Genomic DNA, 24611 nt, shown 5'->3' with positions numbered 1-24611 from the left:
ATAAGCTAAGATATTTTTAGAAAACATTTGCTAGTTTTTAGGTTAGCAAATGCTTTATTCAAGGGTATCCACGGTGGACGGGACACTTCATTACCTACCGTCATATTAATAATGAAGGCTAACGTGCCATCATCAGTATAGGCAATTTGATTTGTTGCAAAGCCACGAATATCAATATTTTTCTTGTCAGAATTTTTGCCCAATTGATAGTTTTCAATCGATTTAACGAGCTTAGTTCTACGTAAATTAGGGGCATTTTCTGCATCACTTTCCTTTTCAACAACGCTCCTGAAAATATGGATTGCTTTAGCAGTGGTCAAAATGACATCTTCTGTACCAATTTGCCAAGCTTGGATAGGATCGCTGGCTACTGGAAGGCTAATAAACTCATCCATACCATCGACATTCTTCTTCGCAATACGTTCAATGTAAATATCGTGCATGGATAAAGATGTACCGATTGGCAAGGTAAATTTAAGTGTATCTGTTCTACCTTCATATCCCATACCTGGATGAGGATCTATACGGAATCCTTGATAAATGAGTCCTCTATCTGGATCTGGATATTCATTCTTTTTAATATCTAAGTCAGAAGGTCTATCAATTTGATTACCACGAGGTACCAACCAAACTTTGACATCAAAATTCATACCAGGTTGCCATTCAAGATAATAATACGGCAGTTTTTTTAAGTTAGGGTTATAGTCCTCTAACATGTCTTGATAAGTTTTGATGGCATCTGTATCTTTTAGTTTTTTGTAGGATTCTTGGGTTAGCCATTCCTTGATGGCGTTATTCATGATGTCATGGATAGCATTAGGTAAGTTAGTATCAGTAGTGATACTAAGCTGCTGATGAACCGATTTCGTTGGATCATTACTTTTTCTTGGATCAAACAGTTCTGGTGGAAAGACGTAAAAATTTTCATTCCACATATAGATACCTCATCATAAATATAATTTGATAATAACTACTAAAGTAAAATAAAACCTTTACCTTTAGTAGTTATTATGATTGAAAATAATCAAACCGCCCACTTCGCCAACGCTTGCTTCTCAAGGCTAGCCAACCACTCATCCGTCACAGGCTTATCATCTGCTCTGACAGGTGCTGTCGGTAATACTGTCACCGTCAATGATGCATCAGATGAGACTGGTATCACTGCCACTGGCTGAGAAGTCGACACAGTCAAGGTTGGGGTTGCTAACGTATCTTGCGTTATGGTCGGTGCTTGTACGGTCGTGCTCGTCTCATCAATGTAATTTGCTGACACATAACCACTTTGTGGCACTGCAGGCTCACCTTGTAACACGGTGACAGTCATATTATAGCTTAACAGTGCCGTGCTTTGATTACTTGACTCAGTGCTATAAGCAAGCAATGTCAAATCAATATCACCGCAGAAGCAATCACTGGTCTTAATGGTTAGCTTGGTCAAATCCATACCGTTAAGTTGCATGGTAATCGGTTCAAAGCCTGTATTAGTAATGCTATAAACACCATCACTAATCGTCACTCCTGCAGGTACGCCTTGCAGTGCTAAATAGTACTGCTCACTGCCATCAGTATCACTACTGCTAATCGCAATACTTGGCAAGGCATTTGCCATACCAGCAATGGCATAAATATGACTACCGGTTGTCGTCATGGTATTGGTTAAAATCTCAACCACTGACAAGTTATCAAGCATCAACATACGACCTTTCGCCTCTTTATCGCCTAAGGCAACCCCATCTAATAACAAACGAATTGGCGTATTATCAGTCGTTGCCACAAAGTCAAAGCTTGCATGTTGCCAGTTTAGACTATCACCAATCAGTCCTTGGACCGTGCCTAACAGCTTATTACCGGCAAACACTTGGATACGGCTTAAATCCTCATGGGTAACGCCTGGCATTGCTGCAAAGTCAAAGCTCACTTGATACGTCATACCTGATAAGGTTTTAATACTACGGTTAACGCCAAGCAGTTGATAGCCTTTTTCCTTACCATCAATACCACGACCATCATGTAACATCATCCAGCTCTTACCATATGCAGAATCTGATAAGGTCGTGGTGGTTGAGCCTTGAGTGACTTTGTCCCCCTCAGTATAGAACTCAAAGCCAATAACCTTACCAAACTTAGCCGCTGTGGCTGACCAAATATCACCACCGGTGGCACCCGTGTCAAACCAATATAGCTTATCGCTATCGAGGTTGTGGTTTGATACATTCTCAAAGCTTGTGTAGGCAATTTGACGAGTGGTGATATCACGTGCTTGTAGTGTAAGGATTGGTGTATCAGCAACAGCAATGACATCAATAAACATCGTTTGGGTTTGCGTTGCTACACTGCCAGAGCTTAGCTCGGTACTGGTAGCAATGACTTGTAAGGTGAGTTTACCACTAAAGTTTTGTGGTGGCAATAAGCTTAGCTTATCAAGCTGCCAATCAGTGACCACGGCGGTGGTATTGTCTTGAGTAGCAACAAACTGATGGATACCATCGGTTAGTTGTGTGCCAACTGGTAGACTTGCAATACTTAAGGTTAATTGCTCAGAGCCATCGGTATCGGTTAGTTTGGCATTGATACGATTTAACGCAATTGCTTGGTCTTCACGACCGATATTAGTGGTAGTTGCTTCGGTAAGCTTGATATTATCCACCATCGCACCACGACCTAACAAGCCATTGATATGGCTATCAATCACAATACGTAGGGTTTCTGCTTTACCCGTGCCGGTGAAGTCAACTGAGACTTGCTGCCAGTTTAGCTTGTCAGCAGGGCTGATGTTTTGGTAATGCTTGATTAAAGTATCACCTAGGTACACGCTAATACCCGTATAGCATTCACTAAACCCGTTACGACCGGCATAATCAAAGCTTAGACTGTAATTAGCCCCTGCAATGGTTTGTACTTCACGTTCAACACCTAAGGTTTGGCTTTGACCCGCTGCGGCATCGTTGAGCTCTAACCAAGACTGGTTATTCGCCGTGGTGGTGCTTGCAGTCATTGGGCGTTTAATACCCCAGTTATCCGCTAGCATGTCACCGGTTTGCCAGATTTCAAAGCCGTCGTTACCGTAAGGTAGATGTCCTTGGGTAAAGAAGCGTTTCCACTGCTCCCACTGACTTTCATCTTCTTTAATGAGTTTCCAGCCACTAAAGTAGTCTTGGGTTAGTAAGGTTGAATTGCTATTAGGGTTAGTCACTTTCTCAAAGTCAGTGTTAAAGATGACATTGGTAACAGACTGACTGCCTTGTGATAAGGTTGGCGCATCAGCCACTGCCGTGATATCAACCATGATATGGGTGGTGTTACTGAAAGCTTTGCCATCAAAGGCTTGATAGCCAATACGGTCATAGTGATTATGTTGGTCACCAAAGCCTGTTTGACTAAAGCCTGTAGCACCTGATTGGTTTGGATGTGGAACAAAGATAAGATATCCAGCATCTAAGTCTGCCTGGGTAAAGCGATCGCCAACTTGTACGAGTGTCCAAGTATTAGTAAGCGTTTGTTTTAACAATAACCCTGTCGTTGGTAGCTCAGTGATTTGTACACTTAGTACATCATGCTCAACGTCTTGGATAATAAAGTCTGTCCAACGTAAGCTATGCATATGGTCTTCGACACCCACTACTAAACTGTTCGTCGCTGTTGGGGCATCATTTACGGCAGTAACCCCGACATTAATGACACGTTCCGGTGAGTTTAATTGACCATCGGTGACATAGTAGCTAAAGCCGTCGGTGCCATTGTAGTTGTCAGCCGCACGGTAGATATAGGTACCGTCTTGTTGCGCCAACAACGTACCGTGTTCAGGTTGTTTGCTAATGACTACGGTTAAGATGTCACCATCGATATCGCTAGCGGTTTGCAGTGGGCGAATAATCAGGTTAGTGTCTTCAGCGATGGTTAAGCTTTGTCCTTGTAACACTGGGGCATCGTTGACTGGGGTGATGTTAATAGTCACCGTTGCGAGCTTACTGTCTTCTTGGTGTCATTCATGATATAGCTGAAGCTATCTGTACCATGGTAGTTCTCATCTGGTGTGTAGCTGATGGTACCATCAGTGTTAATACTGACTTTACCATGATGGGCTTGTACCCAAATGACTGGGGTTAGATTGCTGACGTCATTGTCAATGTCCATGGTCGTTGCTTTGACATTGATGATGGTTGGTGTGTCTTCATTCGTGGTGACGGTAGTGTCTGTGACCACAGGTGCGTCATTGACCGCATTGATGGCCAGTGTTGCAGTCGCAATACTTGAGCTCACTTTGGCATCGGCTAGACTGTAACTAAAGCTGTCTGTACCGTTGTAGTCGGCATCTGGGGTGTAAATAAGTTCTAGTTTACCATCAGGGTTGGTTTGCTGAGTAAGCGTACCGTGCTCCGGTGCTTGATGGATGGTGATGGTCATTGGGTCACCATCTGGGTCATTGCCTAGTTGGTCAATGGTCAATGTGACAGTACCATCTTCATTAAGGGTGAATTGTCCATCTATCGCTATCGGTGCTTTGTTGGATGGTAAGACGTTGATAGTGGCACTGACAGGTGTCGCTTGGCTGTTACCATCAGTGATGGTGTAGCTAAAGCTGTCTTGTCCTTCATAGTCGATATCAAAGATAAGAGTGTAACTACCATCAGGCTGCTGGGTAATGCTACCGTGTTTTGGTTGTTCGGTGATGATGATGGAGAGTGTATCACCTTCAACGTCACTACCTGTAGCTGTTAGGCTTAAGCTTACTGGCGTACCTGCAATGATTTCTTGTCCATTGATGATGCCTTGTAGTTTGGTCTTATCAATGATTGGGGTGTCATTGATTGGGCTGATAGCCAGTTTAACCGTTGCGATGTTACTGGTGTAGCCATTGGCATCGGTGTATTGGTAGCTAAAGCTGTCTTCTCCATTGTAGTTAGCATCTGGGCTATAGTTAAAGTTACCGTTTGCGTCTATGGTGACGGTACCGTGAGCAGGTTGGGTTTGTAGGGTAACTTGGCTAACCTGTGTGCCTGCTAAGACGTCATTGCTGATGAGGTTACCTGTTAGTGGGGTGTCTTCATCAAAGGTGTAGCGGTCATTGACGGCAACAGGGTCACGGGTGAGGTTGATGTCACGGATGGTGACGTGACTGTCCGCCGTGCCAAAGCCGAGTAGGTCAAAGCTTAACATGACGTCGGTGGCTTTGCCTGCGGTGGTTTGGGCGGCGTACCATTGGGTTAGGTCAATGTAGTAGGTGCTGGTGCCATCGCCATTAGCAACTTTGCTGATACCTGTGGCCAAATGCTCTGTGCCGTCAGCTTGGAGGTTAAGCATGCTGTCGGTACGGGTGAGGTCAGTGACTTTGTTAAGGGCTTGTCCTGTGTGTGCATCTAACAGAGCCGCTTCAAAGGCGTCACCTGCTTGGTTTGCGTTTGTCTTGATGTCTTTGTCAGCAATGGTGAAGCTTAGGATGCGGTTGTCAGCGGTCAGGCTAAAGGCTTGGCGTAGGCTGGTTTGGGTGTTTGCCGTTTCGGAGAGGGTGGCACTTTGGGTACGACTGTCAAAACGGATGTCGCCACTAGTGAGCCAGTTGTCGCCTTGGGTGGTGAAGTCGTTATTGGTCAATGTAGTGTTGGTATTGACTGACTGCCAACGTAAAATAGGAGTACCGACAGCACTTTGACTGACTGTAATCTGCTTACCAATAAAGCTACTATCTTTCACAGTCAAGTCTGCTGTCATCCTATCTAACACATCTTGTGTCGTTGGCAATCTACGCATACCTGCTTTCAAATCGCCACTCATGATATCATTGGGTTGAGAACGCACTGGCATACCAATCACATGTCCTAATTCATGAATTAAGACAGTCAATAAGTCAACATGTTCAGCAGATTTGACCGTATTATTTGTTTGTCCCAAATCTGCCGAACTCATGGTATATTCGCTAGAATCTAGTGGCGTATTATCAATAAACCAACCATAGCCAGAAGCATCTGGTGAGAATCGAATCATTGCATGATCGGTATCGGTTACCGCAGCGACATTTTGCTGAAGCTGGGTTATCTCAAATTGATAATTTGCCAGTTTATCATTGAGTTCTTGTTCGGTAATGCCTGCAGTTATCCAGTATTGTTTTTCTGCTGGAACGAGTGTTTGGATTTGTTCTACTGTTAGGTTATTGCTGTAGGTCGGTTCGGTATCGCAGTTATGTACCCAGATACCTGCTTCTCCGACAAAGTAGGTATGGGTGTCTTCGACTTCGATGTTATAGACGGTCATGGTCAGTGGACCTTCGCCCTCTGCCCATGTGACGGTGTCGGGGTCTATCCAGTCACCTGTGCGGAAACCGTAGAATTCTACATTATCTCGATGTTCGGTTGGGGTTTGGTCAAGTAAATTTTGTTTCCAGTCATCAAAATTTACCCAGAGTTTATTAATCCATTTTGGGTCAGGGTCATAACAATCATTTTTACCTGTTGATAAATTAATATATGCTCCTAAATTTTCACCTGTATCATCTCCAAAGTTAATTCTATAGGCATAGCCTTCTTTACCTGATTCATAGAGAGGCACAATCGCTTCATAACGCCCTTCATAACCACCACCAACATCAGAAACAAATTTATGATTATCTTTTGTGACTAAAATATCTTCTTGGGTGAGGTCTTGGGCTTTAATCCAACCTCGATTTTCTGTCCAAATTGGATGATTCGCTGTAAGAAATAAAGCACGAGGTAAAGTTATTTCGTCTAAAAGCTCACATCTTAAGTTTACTCTATCTGCCAAGTCTAATTCTGGATTAACGTATATATTAAACTCCATCATAAACACAGGGCTATTATGCGTAGCCATGGTTTTAGTAACGGCTTTATATACCAGTTCACCACTACCATCCGCATTTTTGGATAATACTTTATCGCCGACTTTTAGCTGTTCAATCGGTATAAGTCCTTGCTCGGTATGGACTAAAGTACCAGCAGCAAAACACGTGTGACTGTCATTGGCTAAACTTGTATTTGCGTTGGTATCGGTGTAAATATCACCAAACAACTGCTCTGCCAGAGTTTGGGGTAATTTGCCATTATTGGCTAAGAGCAATGTCTGTACTTGTGGGCTATTCATCCAGTCACGGGCTGCATTCTCTGGGCTCATATCTTTAGCCGCTTTTAATTTACCATCTGCGATTAACTTTGCTTGTTCAAAAGGTTGTACTTTGATTACGCCACTTGCATCTGTACGAATGCTATACCATGTCTCAGGTAATGGACGGCTATTCTGTACATTCACATCCCCTTTGACCGCATCGGCAAAATAAATATCTTCATGCAGCCAGTTAAGGTTTTCTGTCCATTCGCCTTTCATATTGTCAGGTAAGGATGAAAAATCAAAAGCTGAAGGATTCTTTTTAAAATTTCTTAAAAACTGCATAACTTTTTCCGTTGTTCCCGCTTTTTCAAACTCAATAACATGACCTCTTTCCGTATTTTGGTCGAGTGCTTTACTGGCACGGTATAAACTTTCTAGGAGTTGTACTTGGTCTTTAGGAGTAGTAACTATATAATCCCATTTACCGCTGGCTTTACTGTCACGGGTAAAGTTACTGTATTCTCTGACGACATTACCATAGTCATCGATAATCGGGCGGTTATTGCTATCAAGTTTATCTATCATGACTCGAGAATCACCTAATTTAATATAATAAGCACCAAGTTTTTTCGGATTGACATATAGTAAGGTATGAGCAATGGTATGACCGTTAAGATCCATAACCACACCTTCAGCACTAGTTTCAAATTTATGCCAATTTTGTAATTTGGTCGCTGCCGAATTTTTTTCTAATCGTCCTACCATGCCTGTTTGAATATCGGCTGCCCGATTAAGCTTGGATAATCCACGGGTATAATAGACTTTACCTGTGCCTCCATTTGGCAAGATAGGAACAGCATCCCCTCTGGATGTGGGTTCAAAGCAGTTGTCACTGTTATGCACCCATACCCCATGCTCACCGACAAAATAAGTGTGGGTATCTGCGACCTCAATATTATAAACTGTGGTCGTGACAGGACCTTCGCCCTCTGCCCAGTCTATCCCTGCTCCATCTTGCCAAAAGCCAGTGCGGAAACCATAAAACTCAGCATTATCTTGGTATTGTGCTGGCGTTTGTTCTAATAATCGCTTACGCCAATGCGTATCCTCAACAAATAATTTGCGGAAAACAGGGTCATAACTGCCGAATGATAGCGTCCGTCCTGTCTCTAAATCGACAAAACGACCATGATTGGTTGAATCACTAAATCTTGGAATAAAGCCCACATTTGCTTTATCTGTTCTAAAGATGACTTCTAATCCTTGATAACCATCAAAGCCGCCATTCCCATCACAAAATGCAGTTGTGCCATCTTGTAGTATTACATTATCATCTAATGCTATTTTTTCCGCTGTTATCCAACCTTTATCTTGAACCCAAAATGGGTGATTAGCAGTACATAAATAATCAGCATATAATGTTAAATCATTTCTTTGAGCAAATGGAACTGCATTTACTGATTCAGGTCTAAATTTTGTAAAAAACACAGGCACATTTTCTGTAACGATTGTACGTAATACAGGTTTATAAACCAATTCATCCTCTGGATTATGCTGATCACGAGATAGCACCATATCCCCGACTTTGATATCCTTAATCGGTACCAAGCCTTTATCAGTATGTATCAGCGTCCCACCCACAAAACAGAACTCAGGACGATTACTCAAGTCCTCGCTGTAAGCAAATTTGTCCATCTTGTCATTGACTTTCGTCATTAGCTTATCATAGCCGATACCTTTGTCACCAGCTTGTAGCAGTTCATAGGCATAGCTAGAGACAGTATCTTCTAAGCGAGCAAGTGTTGCCTTATAGCCTTCTTCGGTTTTAAGCAAATCTTTGCTGACATACATCGTCAGGCTACTACTATTATTTTTCCAGTTTCGCTCATAGGTAAGCGTACCACCATTTTTATCGGTAATTTCTGGAATACTAAATGACGCATCCACCCCTTCACCAAAATGCTCCGTTAAGAATTTTTGATCCACAGCAACAATATTAACTCGCTTTTCAATACCATGTGCTTGGTCAGCGATACCTGTGAAATCTTCTATTGTTAAAGAAATGATGTCTTCAGCTTTCACACCCTCTGGTAATGTTTGCTTTGTGAGTTCATTAAGCTCATGGATTTCATCTAGTTTCCAGTTAATTAATACATCATCAGATACTGCGATTTCAAACATCTCTGAGTGAGAAACTGCTTGATCCAAGAAGTGCCAGTCTTTGGAAAAAATTTGTGATGCTCGTTTGATGGTTAGATGACCATTACCCTTCAATGGTTTAATAATCGTAGGCGTTTCATCTTTAACTTGCTTTAGACCAGTATTGGATGTTTCGTAATTACCACGCTGTTTATCCATATCATGAAATTGTTGTTTAATCTTAGCATTAGCTTCTTCAAGTTTACTTTGAAAGGCTTTTTCTGTTTCTGAAACTCGATTACGCCACATCAGAATCTCTTGAGGTGTCGCTCGACCTTCAGCTGAGATTTTAATAAGCTGATTTTTGGCATAAATTTTTTCTTTATAAAGTGTATTTAACCCTTTAACTATTTTACCAGTCGTATGTGAACGATAATCAATTGCCAATAGTGCCATACCAACACTATTATCAAATAAAGCTTGCATATCACCATTAATTGCAGCTTCACCCATTCCTTCAAATGCCAATGGAATACCAACCTTGTAAGGCGCTGCAATTGCTAAATTTCCAGCAAGGATTTTTGCCATTTCTAAATAATTAGGTTTGTCTTTAGACCCTTCTTCTCCCATACGGCTTAGAATTTCAATATCTGGCAACTCAGTTGCAATATCACTGCCTGTAATCGACTCAATTCCATCCAATACGCCTATTCTATCGAGTATATTCTTGTGAATTGTGGAGTGAACAGCAAGAATACGACTTCCTACATCAATGGCTTCCGTACCAATTTCAGCAAATGATGATGCAATTCCATCAAACATTTTCGGTAGTAAACTATCAAACAAATAGGAACCATAATTACCATTTTCCCAAGAGCTATTGTCATATTGTAATGAGCGTAATACTTCTTTAGCATTGGCAACTTCTTGCTTATAACTTTTTGCCTCAAAACCAAGTGCATTTCCCATTGAACTTACCATGCCGTTAGTCAATAGTGCAAAGTTTGCTCCAACGCGAGCCCAAGCCCTAGCCCAATTAGACATGTTAGCAGCTGGTTCAAAGTTCTGATTTGTTAAATCAGGTATAGCAGGAATATGGATATCTGTTGGCGTTAAGGAAACAATATCCTGCTCAGGTCTATGGTAGTTTTCCATGCCATAGATCCATCCATACTCATTAGCACCATCAGGCGTATCATAACGATTAGGCACCGCCTCAGGAATTTCCTGCTTAGGATCCGAACGAGTCGGAATATCATTGCGATCAATCGGTTTAGACTGATTTGTGTTTGTTGAAACATTGGCAGCAGTCAATAATGCAGACGCATTCCATGCAAAGACCGAATGTTTTGAAGTGGTGCCATAACCATCAGGTGCAGGCTCATCATACATCCATACATCAGCTTGCAGAATGCCCTCTTGCGTCATAGTAAGACGTTTTATTGCCCCACCATTAATCGCAGAAGTTGCCCCTAAATACTGTGGCTCTCCCTTATAACCAAACGGGTCTTTTATAATACCTATTTTGCCACCGATTTGAGGTTGCGGAATTTGTTTAGGTATCCATATTGCTCCTTGAGTATCTAAAGGTACTTCTGTCCATTGATTCCAAGATGGATCATTGAAATTAAACGCATAATCTGAGACAAAAGCATATAACTCATCATTAAACACGGCTAATACTGTTTCTGAAGAGCGTTGAATATTTTGCAATATCGCTCTGCTACGATAGCCTTTAGGGTCATTCTCAGGTTTCAAACTTGTTGCTTTAAGCTTATAAGTGCCTTTTAAATCACCATTATCTGTTTCAATATCCGAGCTTAACCCAAACACGCCTCGATTAGTATTCTTGACCGATGACACTAAAAACTCACCTGGTAATAGCCCAGCTGTGATAAATTCAGGGGCTCCACCACTACTAATATTTGTCAATTCGCTTGGTGAAACTTTTAATAGACCTTTGCTATCTAGCTTGCCATTTTTATCTATTTTCTCTAAATCAAGAACATATACGTCACCCTTATCTTGTTCGGTTCGAATACCATAAAAATTACCGATACTCAAAGAGGCTTTTGGTGTTACTAATCCTAAATATCGACCTGCACTCACAGCCATATCGCTAATGCCATATGAAAACTGACTACCAATATCAACCGTTTGTTGAACTTTTAGATACTCAGGTGATGTTGAATCAATAAGAACTCGTAATAATCGGCTACCTGCACCGTCCGATTCAGCAATATATAGCCAGCCATCATTAACCATTAGACTTGTAATATTAGCTGTTTGATTCTGTAGATGTATGGTATAAACGATAGCGCGCATACTGGTATCAACGACATAAATTTTGCCATCTCTTAGCCCAGCCGTAACGAAAGCAAGCGTACCATCATCACTAAACGCAATTGAATCAGTTCTTGCCCCTAGAAAATTTAGCGGCTGACCATTTTCATCTTGGGTAATCGATTTAATAAAGGAAAATTGATTTGGTAAATTGCCATTTTGTACAATATCGATACTATCTCTACTGAGAACAAGCGTATGCTTATAGGGCTCAGCTGTCCAAGTTGTAGCCAATGGACTATCAACAGATTCCTTACTGACAACTCTTTCACCATTTTCATAAACATAAGCTTTTCTTTCGATATATACATAATGCTGTGACAAGGAAATATGAGGATCGATTGTTAACTCAAGTTTGTCTGCTGATATAGAATCAGGTGTAAAACCGTGGAAAACCAAGCCACGATCAGGGGTAGCACCACCGCTTGAGTCATCTAACTGATCACCACGAGGCACTAACCAAATTTTGGTTTCAAATTGTCCTTCGACTGTACCCGCTGGCAGAAAATCACTACCTGTCAGCGTCAGTTTGTAAGTAACTGGGTCAAAGTCTAATCCTTTAATAACTGGTGTATTAAGTTTAACCACAGGTGCATCAGGGAAATTAAGTCTTAAATTGTCCAAATCAATCGCTGTGTTAGTAACCAGTCGTTTATAGGTGCCTGCAATTGTATATTCCATACTGTAAATAGATGTAGCCATTGAAGCATAGATGCCAATGACTGAAACCGTAGCCATCTGACCAACTAAGTTGGTAGCCATCATAGCACCAGGCAACCATAGCACTGGTGTTGCAGGCATTTTCACACGAGCTGCACCAATGTTAGGGTCATAATCTGAAACCGTCGCACAATAACTACCACCAAACATAATCCCATGATACGGCGGACTTGCGGTTCTCGCCACACCATCAGCCCCAACGTAGCCATTATCGACGAGCCACCAAGTCTCATGCATCACGCCGTTTTCATCCATAATCTCGCCTTTACGCCAGAAATGGATCTCTGTACCCGTTTTTAGCTTTTCACCGGTGGTTGGGTCAACATAATCATTGGCATTTAACGCAAGCTGTAGCGGCAGTTCCGATTTACCATCGCCGATATCCAGTTGGAACGCACCGAGTGTTTTTAACTTACCATTACCTGGAGGCGGCATCCCCACATCACTCAAGCTAATCTCATTAATGGACACTTTCGTGCCATCTTTTAACGCCCCCGGTGCCACCATCAACTGATTGCCTTTAGCGTCTTTTACCACAGCGCCATCGGCAGCCGAAACCCTTCCCGTACCCACGACAGGCTCTTGCACATGTAGTACCAAATCATACTGGCGACCATTGTTAATCACCGACACTTTCGCGTTACCCGCTTTTTTGGCGATGATAAGGCCATCTGGGGTAATATCTGCGATTGTACTATCACTAATAAAATACGTTGAGCCTTTGCTAGCCGCATCAATACGGGTGCCATCATACTCGGTCACTTTTAACTGACGCTGACCATTGGTTGGCAGGCTCACCGCCAGAGGATACACATCTACCTCAATCCCGCTGTAGGCTTGTGGCTGCTCCACCGATACGCTAAACACATTGACCGCCTCAATACCCCGGGCAATCACTTTTACCACCGCCTGACCCATCCCAGTGGCACGGACATTACCCAGTGCATCTACCGATATGACCTTATCATTGCTGGACACAAAGCGCACATAATCGGCAGGCAAGCGCAACCCCTTTCTCATCGGCGAAATCACCGGTTACATGCAGCTTATCGCCACTACCCAAGGCCAAGCCTTGAATGCGCTCAATATTAATCAGTACCAACTTCGCATCGCTAACAGTAAAACTTAATTCAATCGGTGCTGCTCGGCTAAAGCCGTCATCGGCTTGTACCACCACCGTTGCCGTACCACTAAAGCCAGCCTCTGGCTTAAAGCTTAAAGTTTTACCATCGGCATTGAGACTAGCAACCCCATGGCTGCCGCCGACCACGCGCCAGAAGATTTGGTCGCCCTCTAAATCTTGGGCAACCCCATCGAGGCTTGCTTGTTTACCCAAATCGGTATGGGTTTTAGCAAACTGCTGTTGCTGCTCGCTGGTTAACACATTCACCGGGGCTTGGTTGGCTTTAAAGCCATAATTGCTAAACAGCACCTGACGGTCGCTGGCGTTAACGACCCCATCCCCATTCACATCCATGTTGGTGTCTAAGCTCGCATCTTGAGAAGCTAAGGCTTTTTCCAAGGTAGCAGAATCTAAACCGTCGATGTTACCATCACGGTTGATATCACCCGCTAATACCAGATCGAGGCGGGTCTCCCCACTGCCCGTTAAGGTAAGTCGCTTAAAGCCTGCTTCAGTGACTCGGATTAAGGTCGTGGTGACCCCTTGGGCATTGGTTGACTGGCTTAAGACATGCGTGCCTTAGCCGTCAACCCCCACGCTGGCATTGCCCGTGCTATGCACAGCAACAATCACACTGCCCGTGCTACCAGGGGCTTTACGGGTTGAAGCGAGTTCACTCTCCCGCACCCCAAAGGTTAAATACGTAGGCGTTGCCGTTAGAGTCCCCTGCCACGTATTTTGGGTGGTATCGCCCCAATTCACCGCAGCACCTAAATAGCCAGCCGTTTGCGCTGTCAGCAAACTGCCGTCGGTTTGGTAGCCATACCGCTGATTGACGCTATCGCCGACGAGGCTTCGAGCCGTCACCAGCTGACCTTGTGCATCATAGCGATACACAATGCTTTGTAATTGCCCTTGACTGTCCATACCAACAATCCGCTCAATACGACCCTTGTCATCCCGAATCAACTGGACACGGGCTTGCTGGGTGGCATCGCCCACCAAGGTAACGCCACTGTCGGATACCAGCCACTGGGTATTGTCATTAAAGACCACTTGGCTAAGTTTACCTTGCGCCGATAATTGGTAACGATTGCCTACCTTATCGGTCGCTACAAAGCCGCTTGGCACCCAAGCAAGACCGGTCGCGGCATTGTATAAGCGACCCCCTTGTAAGGTGAGTTGCACCGACTGGGCATTTAAGTCACCTACGCTGAGCTGCCAACCTTGGCTTTGGCTAAACACCGGGCGGTATAAATTATTTCCCAGCGGCTCAAGCCCTAAGCTAAAGCTTAAGTTTACAGCAGCTTGATCGTTGTTCGCCAGCGTTGGCAGTTGTAACCAAACATTGGTACCCTGACGCCAAGGTGCGGTAGCACCTGTCGCATCTTTAAGTGCTTGGTCATGGGTGAGCTGGCTATCAAGTAGCGGTAATCGCCAATTTCCCGCATCCTGCTGCGTGCTACCCGGCATCATCTCACGCGTTAACGCCAGCGTATGATTACCAACACTAAATAGGCTGTCGGTGGTGGTAACCCTTTGAGTCTTTTCACTGCTGTCAATGAGCAGCGAAACCATTTGGGTGGTGCTACGACCCGCTAAATCCCACGCGGTGAGACGTAATTGATACACCCCGTTATTCAAGGTGTGAGGGTCCAGCGTGGCAAGGGCAGTTTGTGCATCTATCGCTTGGGCAGCATAATCGTTTTCACCCAAGCTTTGCCATACCAAGCTCTGCACGGATTGACCCACAACAGATGGGGCAATCTCCAAGCGATAACCCATCAATTGGGTATCTTGAAGCCGTGCACTGATGGCCGTGCTGTAACTGATACGCAGCGGCGTACTACCTGCTTGTAGGCCTTGTAGGGCACCTGTCCATTGTAGTAGCGGTGCACTTGTATCGGCTGGGTCTTTCACCCTTAGTCGCTCGGTGGTGGTGTGACTAAAGCCATCAATATCGGTGGCGGTGACTTGCAGTTCAACTAGCCCTGGATAAGCGGGGGTTAAGCGTAAGCGTCCAGCATTATCAAGCTCAACGGTTTGCCAGTCGCTAGCACCGATACCGGCGCCTCGTGCTTGTACTGTCACGCTTGCAATGGCGGCATAGCTTTGGGCACGAATGGTAGACGTCGCTAACTGCCCTGGTAGAATTGGGGTTTGCGGGGTGAGATTGACTAAAATATCAGGCTGAATACTGTCTTTATCGGCAACCGCTCGCAAGGTAAAGACTTGATAGGTCTCGCTGCGACCATCACTGACTGTGGCGGTCACTTGATAATCCCCGATTTTACCGGGTCTGGCGTCCAGTCAAGTACGCCACGGCTGGCATCATACACTGCCCCCTCGGGTAAGTGGCTAAAGCTGACCGTTAAGCCCTGTGTTTGCCGCTGACCGTCCGCATCTTGTAGGTAAATCCCCGCTTTTGTGGGTTGGCTGGTACCTTTTACAATCGGCAAGCTTAAGGTATCACCCACCACCACTGCATGATTGCTGGCGCTAATCGTCGGCGCACGATTAACATCGAGTACGCGCACTTGTACCGTGCGTAACACACGGGCTTGTCCGTCTGTGGCGGCAAAGGTAAATTGATAGGTTTTATCTTTGGCTGTGGCGTTATCCACGGTGTTAACCGTTGGTGTCCATTCAAAGTAACCGGTGGTTGGGTTAAATTGCACGTCTTTGGGGGTGGTGTCATCGTAAACCAAGCTATAACGCAAGGCATCCCCATCGGCATCTTGCGCCATGACACTAAAGCCTAAGGTTTGACCTTCATATACGAGCTGCATCGGCATCGGTAGTAACACCGGGGCTTGGTTGGTGTTGGCGACATCAATGCGCACTTGACGCTCGTAGCTTGCCATACCATCACTGGTGGTTAAGGTGACTAGGTAACTACCTTTACCCAAACCATTGTCTAGCTGCGCCGCAAAGCTGCCTGGTAGCCAGTTTAAACTTAGCGTGCTTTGACCATTACTTTGTGACGTGCTATCTAAGGTCATACCACTGGGTAAGCCAGTGGCTCTCCAGTATAAGCTATCACCATCGCCATCACGGGCAATCACTTGTAAATTGAGGGCTTCCCCCTCTTTAGCGGCAATTGTCAACGGGGCGGCTAAGTTGGTGTCCTCCACCAACTGACCATTGGCACTGATACTCAGCACCCCAGGAACGGTATTGCTTGCTTTAACCTGAATGCTAAAGTCCACACTGGTGACATTGACCACGGGGTTTTCGGGTGTGGCATACCCAGAATTTGCGGCTGGTAAGCCGCTGTCTTTAACAATCAAGGTGGCGTTATATTGACCAATCTGGGCAGTGGTTGGCGTCCATTCAATGGTTGCCTCCCCATAACGCACACCTTGAACCAGTTTAGCACCCGCCGGTAACCCTTGGAGTACATAGCTTAATGCGTCTTGATCAAGGTCACTGACGTTCACGGGGATTGAGAGTTTTTGGCCAGCGACAGCTATCAGTTGACGTGGCATCGCAATGACAGGCGCCTCGGTTTCACTTTGTACCGTGACCACAAATGCGGTGCTGGTTTGCTGAGCGGCATTGCTATCACCATCGCCATCATCAGTGGCAGTTAAGCCTATGGTATAACTGCCGCGATCGCCAGCGCTTGGCGCTAAATGAATAACCCCTGATATCACACGACCTTTGGTCGTATTTTCCACCGAGGTTTGAGTAAAGCTGGCAAAGCGTGGCAGCCCTGATAAGGCTAAGTTAATGTCATTACCATCCAAGTCAATGACTGACACTGGGATATCGACAGCCTCACCGCGTTTCACCACCACGCTGTCAAGCTTGCCAAACACGGGGGCACGATTGGCATTATTCACTTGAATCGGTACAATCATTTTAGCAACCGCTGGCACCCCTGTACCGTCGCCATCGTCGGTTGCCGTTACTTCAACATAGTAAGTACCCGCTTGTTGATAGGTTGGTGTCCAGCTAATTTGTAGGGTTTCTGCATCAAAGCTTGCCCCCTCAGGTAAGCCTTTAATCTCGTAGCGAACCGTTGCCGGTACGTCGGTGCCATCTTCACTAACCGCAGGTTTGCCCTCAGCGAAACGCACTTTGGGCGTAAAGCTTGGGTTGTCTGGATCCATGGCAAAGGTGCTAATGCGCAGCGGTTGACCTTCCATGATTTGCCAAGGTTGATTGTCCATAAACACCGGCACGCCATTGGCATTGGCGACATCGAGTACCAAGGTTTGGCTGGCCACGGTGGTGACCGGACGACTGCCGTCCGCTGGTTGATAGGTGGCAATTAAACGAATCGGTAGCTCGGTTTTACCGTGCTGGGTAAAGCCCGGCGTCCAGCTTAACCAACCGGTTTGACGATCAAGTGTCATCCCTGCCGGCAATACATTGATGTAATACTCAAGGCTGACCGTGGTGCCATCGGCCTGCACCAACCCCCCTGGCATAAAGCCTGGCAATTGCATACCAAAGGCTTCGCCTTCACGTAAATTTTGGGTAGGCATCGCAGGCAACTGCGGTTTGGCATAGCCTTGGCTTACCTCAACGTTAAACACCTGCTTGCTGATGGTTTTGCCATCACTAGCAATAATTTCAATGTTGTTGTATTGACCTGCTTGATCATAGCTTGGCGTCCACGTTAAGGTACGCGTTGCCGCATCGTATTGCGCGCCATCGGGTAAGTTGTTAAAGCTGACGGTAATGACATCGCCGTCGGCATCACTGACCCCAATCGGTAAGGTGAGCGTGGTGTTTTCACCCAAGCGTACATTGCGTGGCTGGGTAATGACCACGGCATGGTTACCGCCCGTGACCGAAATATTAAAGCGTTTTAACGCCACGCCGCCACGGCTATCAATGACTTTAACCAAGATACTGGTATCTGCTAAATCTTGCGCCGTGGGGGTCCAATGTAAGGTGGCGATATTTTGATAGTCGCCTGTGCTCGTTGTACTGATTTGATCTGATTGGCTTAACGTCATGCCCAGTGGCGCATCCACCAATACCCAACTAAACGCTTGACCATCACTGTCCGTTGCCACTAAGTTCGCTTGCCACGCTTGATTGATTTGTGCTGCATTAAGCTCACTGCTGGTGCTGATGTCACTGACCGTTTGTGAGACACCCGCACTATCAACGACCGTGGTTGTGGTCATTGCCGCCATCGTAGGCGGTAGGTTGGCGTACGGTAAACCATACACTTGATGACTTAAAGTCGCTTTAATCAGTGTACCACCGGCTTGGCTGGTACTTAGGTCTTGGGGGCTGACCACGGTCACTGTGATATTTTTCAAGGTTTGACCCTGGGCAAGCTTGCCACCAGATTGTTTGAGTGCCGCGCTGGCATCGATCACCCATAGCCCCTGCTGTGCACCTGATAACGCATTGCCATCGATGCTGCCGCTAAAGTATTGACCGGGGTCAATGAGCAGCATGAGCGGCCCTTTTAAGTTATCCACCCCTAGGTTGGTGATATTCACATCATAGCTAATACTACCGGTTAAACGATCGGCTCGGGTGTTGCTAAAGTCGATTTTGAGTTGATTGGTCAAGTCGCTTACCGTGGTAAAGCCAACCACATACACGCCATCAAGGCGTACTTTCGCACGGCTGACCACGTTTGAGGCCACTTCTAAACGCCATTGATCAGAATTGAGGTTACCCAGCGTGAGAATGACCGATTTAGACCCTTCATCCCACGTGACTTGCGTTGGGTTAATCACTTGGCTACTACCACTGCTAACAGAGACTAAGCGATAGTTATTGGGGTTTAACACACTGCTTGGGTCTTGGCTGTCTTGACCATTGCTGCCTGTCCACATGCTTTGATCGAAGCTGACTGTGATTTGATTGACTGGTAAGGGTAGTAACGCACCATCCGCAATCGAGCTAGTAACGACTTTCGGCGCTTTAATCGGTGCCACTTCATCGACAAACCCGGTTTGCGCCACCAAGATACGCCCATCTTGCGTGGTCACCAATGCTTCTGCGCGCGTCCCCCCTTGAGCAACGCTGACAAGCTCACGGGTCGTTAAGTTAATCATCCACAGGTTGGCACTGTGACTGACCGCTGAACCTTGCGTCACCACATTGTCCGTTTGGCTACCAGCTATCAGTAGCCCGGCAAGTTCACTGCCGGTTTGACCAAAGGCGATACTGTCAATCACCCCTGATAGGCTGTATTCAAACTGGGCACGACCGATTTCTCGACCAGTCATTGGGAAGCTGACGATTTGGGTATGACCATACTGGCTATCAGTAATATCCTTCCCATCCCATTGTACGCCCCATAGACGACCATCGGGACCAAAGGCTAAGTCACGCACTTGATAGTTGCTAAAGTCGCCAAGCTTTGGTTTTATCCAACGCTTTTGGATCGTAAATTTCGATGCCATCACCGCTTGAGACATAGATTTTACCGGTTTGTGGTTCAATCGCCAGCGCATGGGTAAGCGGTGCATCATTGGTTAAAGTGACAGTGTCAATGAAGCTACCAGTTTGACTGTCAACCAGCAATAAGGCACGACCTGTCATGACCCACAGTTGACCCAAGGCATCTTGTGCCATGTCTAAAATCGGCTCATCTAGGCTAAATAATGGCTGAGTTTGATAACCGCCCTCTTTACCATTAAATTGATAAACGCTGTTACGTAATTCACCACCACTAACCAATAAGTTGCCATTGGCTAGCTGTACCATGGCACTGCTACCCATGGCCGCACTTTTTGCAAAGCCAGTGGCAAAGCCGCGTAAGCTAAACGGCGCTAGTATTGATTGTAAGTCATGTGTTTTGCTAAGGCCTGTTACCACTTTATCAGCGATAAACCCAGGCAAGCCTTTTTTCACTTCGGCAAATAACGTATTGCTCTCATAAGTGCGATCTCTAGGTGCCGTTGGGGTTTGGGCGGTTTGTACCAACTCCTCTTGTACACCAAGCTGCTCAAGTAAGCTGGCTTGACTACCATCATCCGGTAACACCGCATTGCTGATTTGAGCTTGCTCTTGGTTACCCGCTAAATCGGTTGCGATGCTTAAGAACTCATACTGGCTGCCGGCCTCTCCGGTAAATACCGCTTGGCCGTGATCGCCCATGACTTGTTTTTGCCAAATCTTGAAGTCGCCGCCATCTTTGGCAACATACACGGTAACATGTTTCACGCCACTGCCACTGTCGACCGCTTGCCATGTGACATCATAGCTCGGTACATCGCTCGTGCGTCGTGTGGTGGCAACGACACGGCTTTGTGGCGCAATTTTATCCAATCGATAGCTAATCGGTGCAGCCTCCACCGGGGTTTGGTTGTCAAAGAAGATACGCGCTTGACTGGTAATCACACCATCTTGCACCGCATCAATATGGTCACTGATACTGTAGTTGACAAATCCTGCGCCACCCTTTTCTAACAACGCTTTACTGTCGATATCAATCACATTGCCAGTGTTTGGATCGATGGCCTGAATCAGCCAAGTGGTCACTCGGTTCACCGCATCTACCCCAGCACTCACGCGTAAGATAAAGCCTTTACTGGCCGTAAAGTCAAAGTCACCTTGGAACACGGCTTTATCACCCGGTAAGTGAACGTTGATATCTCCGATTTTAATGTCTTGCAAACGCAGACGATACGGATCTAGACTGTCATCGATCTGGCTGACCAAGCGAATTTGTTTTACGCCTTGTTCACTGGTATTGGTAAAATTAATTTGATAAGGCAGCGATACCCCACTTGGTAAGTAGCTGACCCCTTCGGTATTCGCCAGTGCTTTAGGTCCTTTGATACTCACCGTGCTGCCGGTGTTTTGCTGAGCTAGCTGCATTAAGTATTGGGTAAGGCTGAGCGCTTTAGGTCCAATCGGTCTAAATTCGTTATCTAATTGACCCGTGTGACGTAAGTACTCAAGCTCAGATCGGCTACCGGCATACACGTTAAAATCTAAGAAATAGGTGTCTTTTGCGGCATTTAAGTCAAATGACTCAGCCGTGGGTGATTTAAACACCGGCACTTCAACAAAGTTACTTTCTTGATCTTGACGGGATTCATAATAGTCAATAGGCGCCTTTTGTGCCTGTGGATCACCCGAGTAACGTGCCGTATCCCCATACCAAGCTTGTACTTTGGCAAAGAACGCCAGCAAATCTTGTTGGGTGGTGTATTCACTGCCCGCTTTACCTACTAGGATACCGGTGGCTAAGGTAGCAGTTAAACTCACCACCTTAACGTCGTTACGAATTGGTGGCGCTTCATTCTCTGGACGTAATAACCCTGCACTCTCAAGGGCCGCAAGCCACCCCATCTGCCACTGCGTTTGATCGGCAGCCAGTAGTTTTAACGCATCATTGGCGCCGCTATCGGCTAAAATGGCTTGACGCAGTTTTTCAGCGTGCGCTGTCTGATCAGCTATAAACTCCGCTCGGGTAATCGGCGTTGCACTACCAAACACATCAAATCTAAACGGTAATGATAGCAGCTCTTTTTTCGTCAGATTGGTTTTGGTGTCTTCATCAATGGTTAAGAATTTATGGGTTAAGCCACTGCTGATTTTATCTAAATCTTGGACGCCACCATCAAGTAAGCCTTGTTCTTTCCACTCTGGACGAATGGCATACAGCTTGTCGCGTAAGCCGGCAAAGTCTTGCGCTAACCACTCTTTTAACCCAGGGTAGGTCTGTACGTTAAAGGTCGCTCCCACAAAGCCGCCTGCGTTCATGTCAAAGGCGTAGCCTGGGGTTAAGTTATAGCCGCTAGTGTTTAACGCATTGTCAAGCGCGCCCAAGGCACATCTTGACGTAGTCGCCCGGTTAATGGCGTTTGACCATATTGCTGGTTATTGGCAATATCCACCGCCTGACCATCAGGGCGCCCCGCGACGTTAGAGGCAAAGATGACATACGGTAGGGCTAAGCCTTCAATGAGATTCTCACTGTAGCCCATCTCGGTGCTACCAACGTCAAAGCGCACATACGGTGTATCCACGTTGGTTAGGCTTTGTAAGCTGACACTGTAGTCATTTTTATCCCCAGGCTCAAGGGTGCGACTACCGCCAATACCGATGGTGACATCTGGCTCAATCATGCGCTCAACCAAGTAGCGATACGCTTCGGTTACGGTATCACCATTGGGGTTTTTTACCACAACGTCATAAAGACCAAAGGGCACTTGGCGTAAGTCAAAGATGGCTCGGATATGGGTGGCATCGATAACCTGCCAACGTGCCGCATCCATTTCAAATACACCCGGACGGCTAATTTTTACCACCGCCCCTGCGGCAAAGTGGGTACCATAGATGTCCATGGTGACCCAGCGATGGGCATCATCACCACTACCGCCTTGGTCTGGGGTGACTTTGGTGATACTGAGCGGCATCGCTTGGGCTAATAAGGTAACTTGCGGTTGGGTAATCGGCTGTTCGTCTTTACCGGTGTCCCGTGCTTTCACTAAGATGTAGTAGTCACCGGCTTTGGTCGCTGGAATCAGGACAGTCTGGTTAGCGGATAACCCTTGGGTGTACGCCGCATCATAATTGTAGCCGTTTGGAATGTCACCGTAGCGCACGTATACTTCGTTATTGGCGATATTTGTTGCAGAATTCAGTAAGATACGTAAGGTTTTACCATCTTGGACATTTAATTTGTAGAGCTTGGTCTCGCCACTGACCAAGTTTAATTCTTGCGCCGTGCCTAATGTGATACTCGGCACCGTGACTGCCACGGTTGCCGCTGAACTGGTGACGTTATTAGCCTCTGCCGAATCGCTGATAAGACCGGTTTCAGTGTAGCGGATGTTACCTTCATATACTTCATTGTACGCATCTGGACGTACCACGATATGCCAGTTACCGTCTTTTAGCGGTGGAAGGGTGATTTTGACGGGTTTACCACTGGCGTCAATATAGCTTTTTAATGTAGCTTGGTATTCACTGCCGGCTGCTAAACCGCCTGTATGGGACACATGACCCAGTAGGATGTCACCTTTATCCCAGCTGTTGTCACTGGAGATATAAATGGCATCTGACCAGCTGCCATAAGCTTGGTTGTCAGACTGATTTTTAACGGTATAGGTGATGGCAATTTCATCGCCTACCTTGGCTGTGGTCGGTAGCTGAATGTCATTGACCACCAAGTCAGCCGGTGGTGGTAGGGTAATTAATATTGGTTGTTCAGCGGCGGTGTCATTGTTGGTATCGCCTTCAAATTCACGTACTTTACCCACCACATCATTGCCGGCATCAGTTACCACAAACACGTAGTAGTCCCCACTAAAGTCAATCGGTGCTTTAACCGATAAGCTGGCGTCATAGCTGCCATCTTTAGTCAGGCCACCTTGGTGTGCCACGTACCCTAAATAGGTGTCTTTACTGGTGTCTAAAAAGCGGTCTTTTGATAGGTAGACCTTATCAAACCAACCATACTGATCACTTGGCACATCGCCGCCTTTGTTGACCACCCGGTATTGAAGGTTAAATTGTTGACCGGCAATGACACCCGTGTCGGCCATGACGCTGACCACTTGTAAATCCGGGGGCGTGACATAGGTAATGGGCAGATCGACGACTTTGACATTATTGCCTTCATCAGCAAATTCCAGCACATTGTTGATATTTTCACTTTAATCGTATTAAGATCGGGACGAATCGTACTGGTAATGCCGTAATGTTCAGAGTCGTTTAAAAACTCGGTATCGGTTTTTAAAATCAGTTTGTAGTCACCACCGATATTGGTGGGCAATCTAAAGGTCGCAGTGTTCGTATAGCTTTCGCCTGGTTTTAAATGGACGGTTTTATCGCTATCCACACTGCTAACCGTAGTGACACGAGTTCTGGTATTGCGTTCAATCTCACTGCCACGGTCAACCAAGGCAAAGTCGGTTCTATCAAGCGCGTCATCTTTTGATAGATATAAACCATCTAACCAAAAGCCTGAGCGTGTTTCCCGCGTGCCTTGGTTTTTCACCGTCCATGTCACAGTAATCTCTTCCCCAGCTTTTGGGGTTGGGTTGGATAGTTTAATGTCTTCAAAGACTAAATCCGGCTCACGATAGGTGATATTAAGCTCACTGCGTTTGCTGTTGTTGCTATTTAACAGCCCTTCATAGACTGACCCGGTATAAGGTGAACCAAAGTTTTTACCACCAAAGTGGCTTAGCCCCTCGTCATTACGATTTGTCGGTGAAGTATTATTAAATTCTTTTTTAATCTTTACCTTGCCGTCACTATCGACACTGGCATCGGTGATCACAAACACATA

At 45.8% G+C, this 24611-nt stretch carries 9 protein-coding genes; all 9 read right to left on the bottom strand.

The genetic code is table 11. The features are described from left to right. Positions 1-5: 5 nt before the first annotated feature. Positions 6-935, bottom strand: coding sequence for a hypothetical protein (locus tag ACGTJS_RS04835; protein WP_410472985.1), 930 nt, complete (start codon positions 933-935; stop codon positions 6-8). A gap of 89 nt (positions 936-1024) precedes the next feature. Continuing rightward, the gene (locus ACGTJS_RS04830; RefSeq protein ID WP_410472984.1) at positions 1025-3955 is read right to left on the bottom strand and encodes a tandem-95 repeat protein; all 2931 of its coding nucleotides are present in this window, start codon (positions 3953-3955) and stop codon (positions 1025-1027) included. After that, a complete protein-coding gene (locus ACGTJS_RS04825) occupies positions 3952-13260 on the bottom strand; it encodes an Ig-like domain-containing protein (protein WP_410472983.1) in 9309 nt (3102 codons plus the stop codon). Before ACGTJS_RS04825 ends, ACGTJS_RS04830 begins: the two co-directional genes overlap by 4 nt. Next, the gene (locus tag ACGTJS_RS04820; protein WP_410473224.1) at positions 13223-13822 is read right to left on the bottom strand and encodes a dockerin type I domain-containing protein; all 600 of its coding nucleotides are present in this window, start codon (positions 13820-13822) and stop codon (positions 13223-13225) included. Before ACGTJS_RS04820 ends, ACGTJS_RS04825 begins: the two co-directional genes overlap by 38 nt. A 138-nt stretch (positions 13823-13960) precedes the next feature. Then, complete coding sequence (locus ACGTJS_RS04815; RefSeq protein ID WP_410472982.1) at positions 13961-15655, bottom strand: hypothetical protein; 1695 nt, start codon at positions 15653-15655, stop codon at positions 13961-13963. After that, a complete protein-coding gene (locus ACGTJS_RS04810) occupies positions 15652-19779 on the bottom strand; it encodes a putative Ig domain-containing protein (RefSeq protein WP_410472981.1) in 4128 nt (1375 codons plus the stop codon). The genes ACGTJS_RS04815 and ACGTJS_RS04810 overlap by 4 nt, the downstream gene beginning before the upstream one ends. Next, positions 19706-22141 (bottom strand): hypothetical protein, encoded by a 2436-nt coding sequence (locus ACGTJS_RS04805; RefSeq protein ID WP_410472980.1) that lies wholly within the window; start codon positions 22139-22141, stop codon positions 19706-19708. The genes ACGTJS_RS04810 and ACGTJS_RS04805 overlap by 74 nt, the downstream gene beginning before the upstream one ends. Beyond that, on the bottom strand, positions 22117-23844 hold the full coding sequence (locus tag ACGTJS_RS04800; protein WP_410473223.1) for a CARDB domain-containing protein: 1728 nt from the start codon (positions 23842-23844) through the stop codon (positions 22117-22119). Before ACGTJS_RS04800 ends, ACGTJS_RS04805 begins: the two co-directional genes overlap by 25 nt. Next, positions 23730-24608: a CARDB domain-containing protein gene (locus tag ACGTJS_RS04795; protein ID WP_410472979.1), complete on the bottom strand. Its 879-nt coding sequence runs from the start codon at positions 24606-24608 to the stop codon at positions 23730-23732. The genes ACGTJS_RS04800 and ACGTJS_RS04795 overlap by 115 nt, the downstream gene beginning before the upstream one ends. Positions 24609-24611: the final 3 nt, after the last annotated feature.

It is taken from the genome of Faucicola mancuniensis, assembly GCF_046523945.1.
Lineage (GTDB): Bacteria > Pseudomonadota > Gammaproteobacteria > Pseudomonadales > Moraxellaceae > Faucicola > Faucicola mancuniensis.
Note: the sequence above shows the minus strand (reverse complement) of the source record. Positions and strands in the feature narration are given on the sequence as shown.

What these genes read in the sequence shown, in the direction of transcription:
- ACGTJS_RS04835 (WP_410472985.1), bottom strand. Translation starts at nt 935, where the DNA reads ATGTGGAATGAAAATTTTTACGTCTTTCCACCAGAACTGTTTGATCCA.
- ACGTJS_RS04810 (WP_410472981.1), bottom strand. Translation starts at nt 19,779, where the DNA reads ATGTCTCAAGCGGTGATGGCATCGAAATTTACGATCCAAAAGCGTTGG.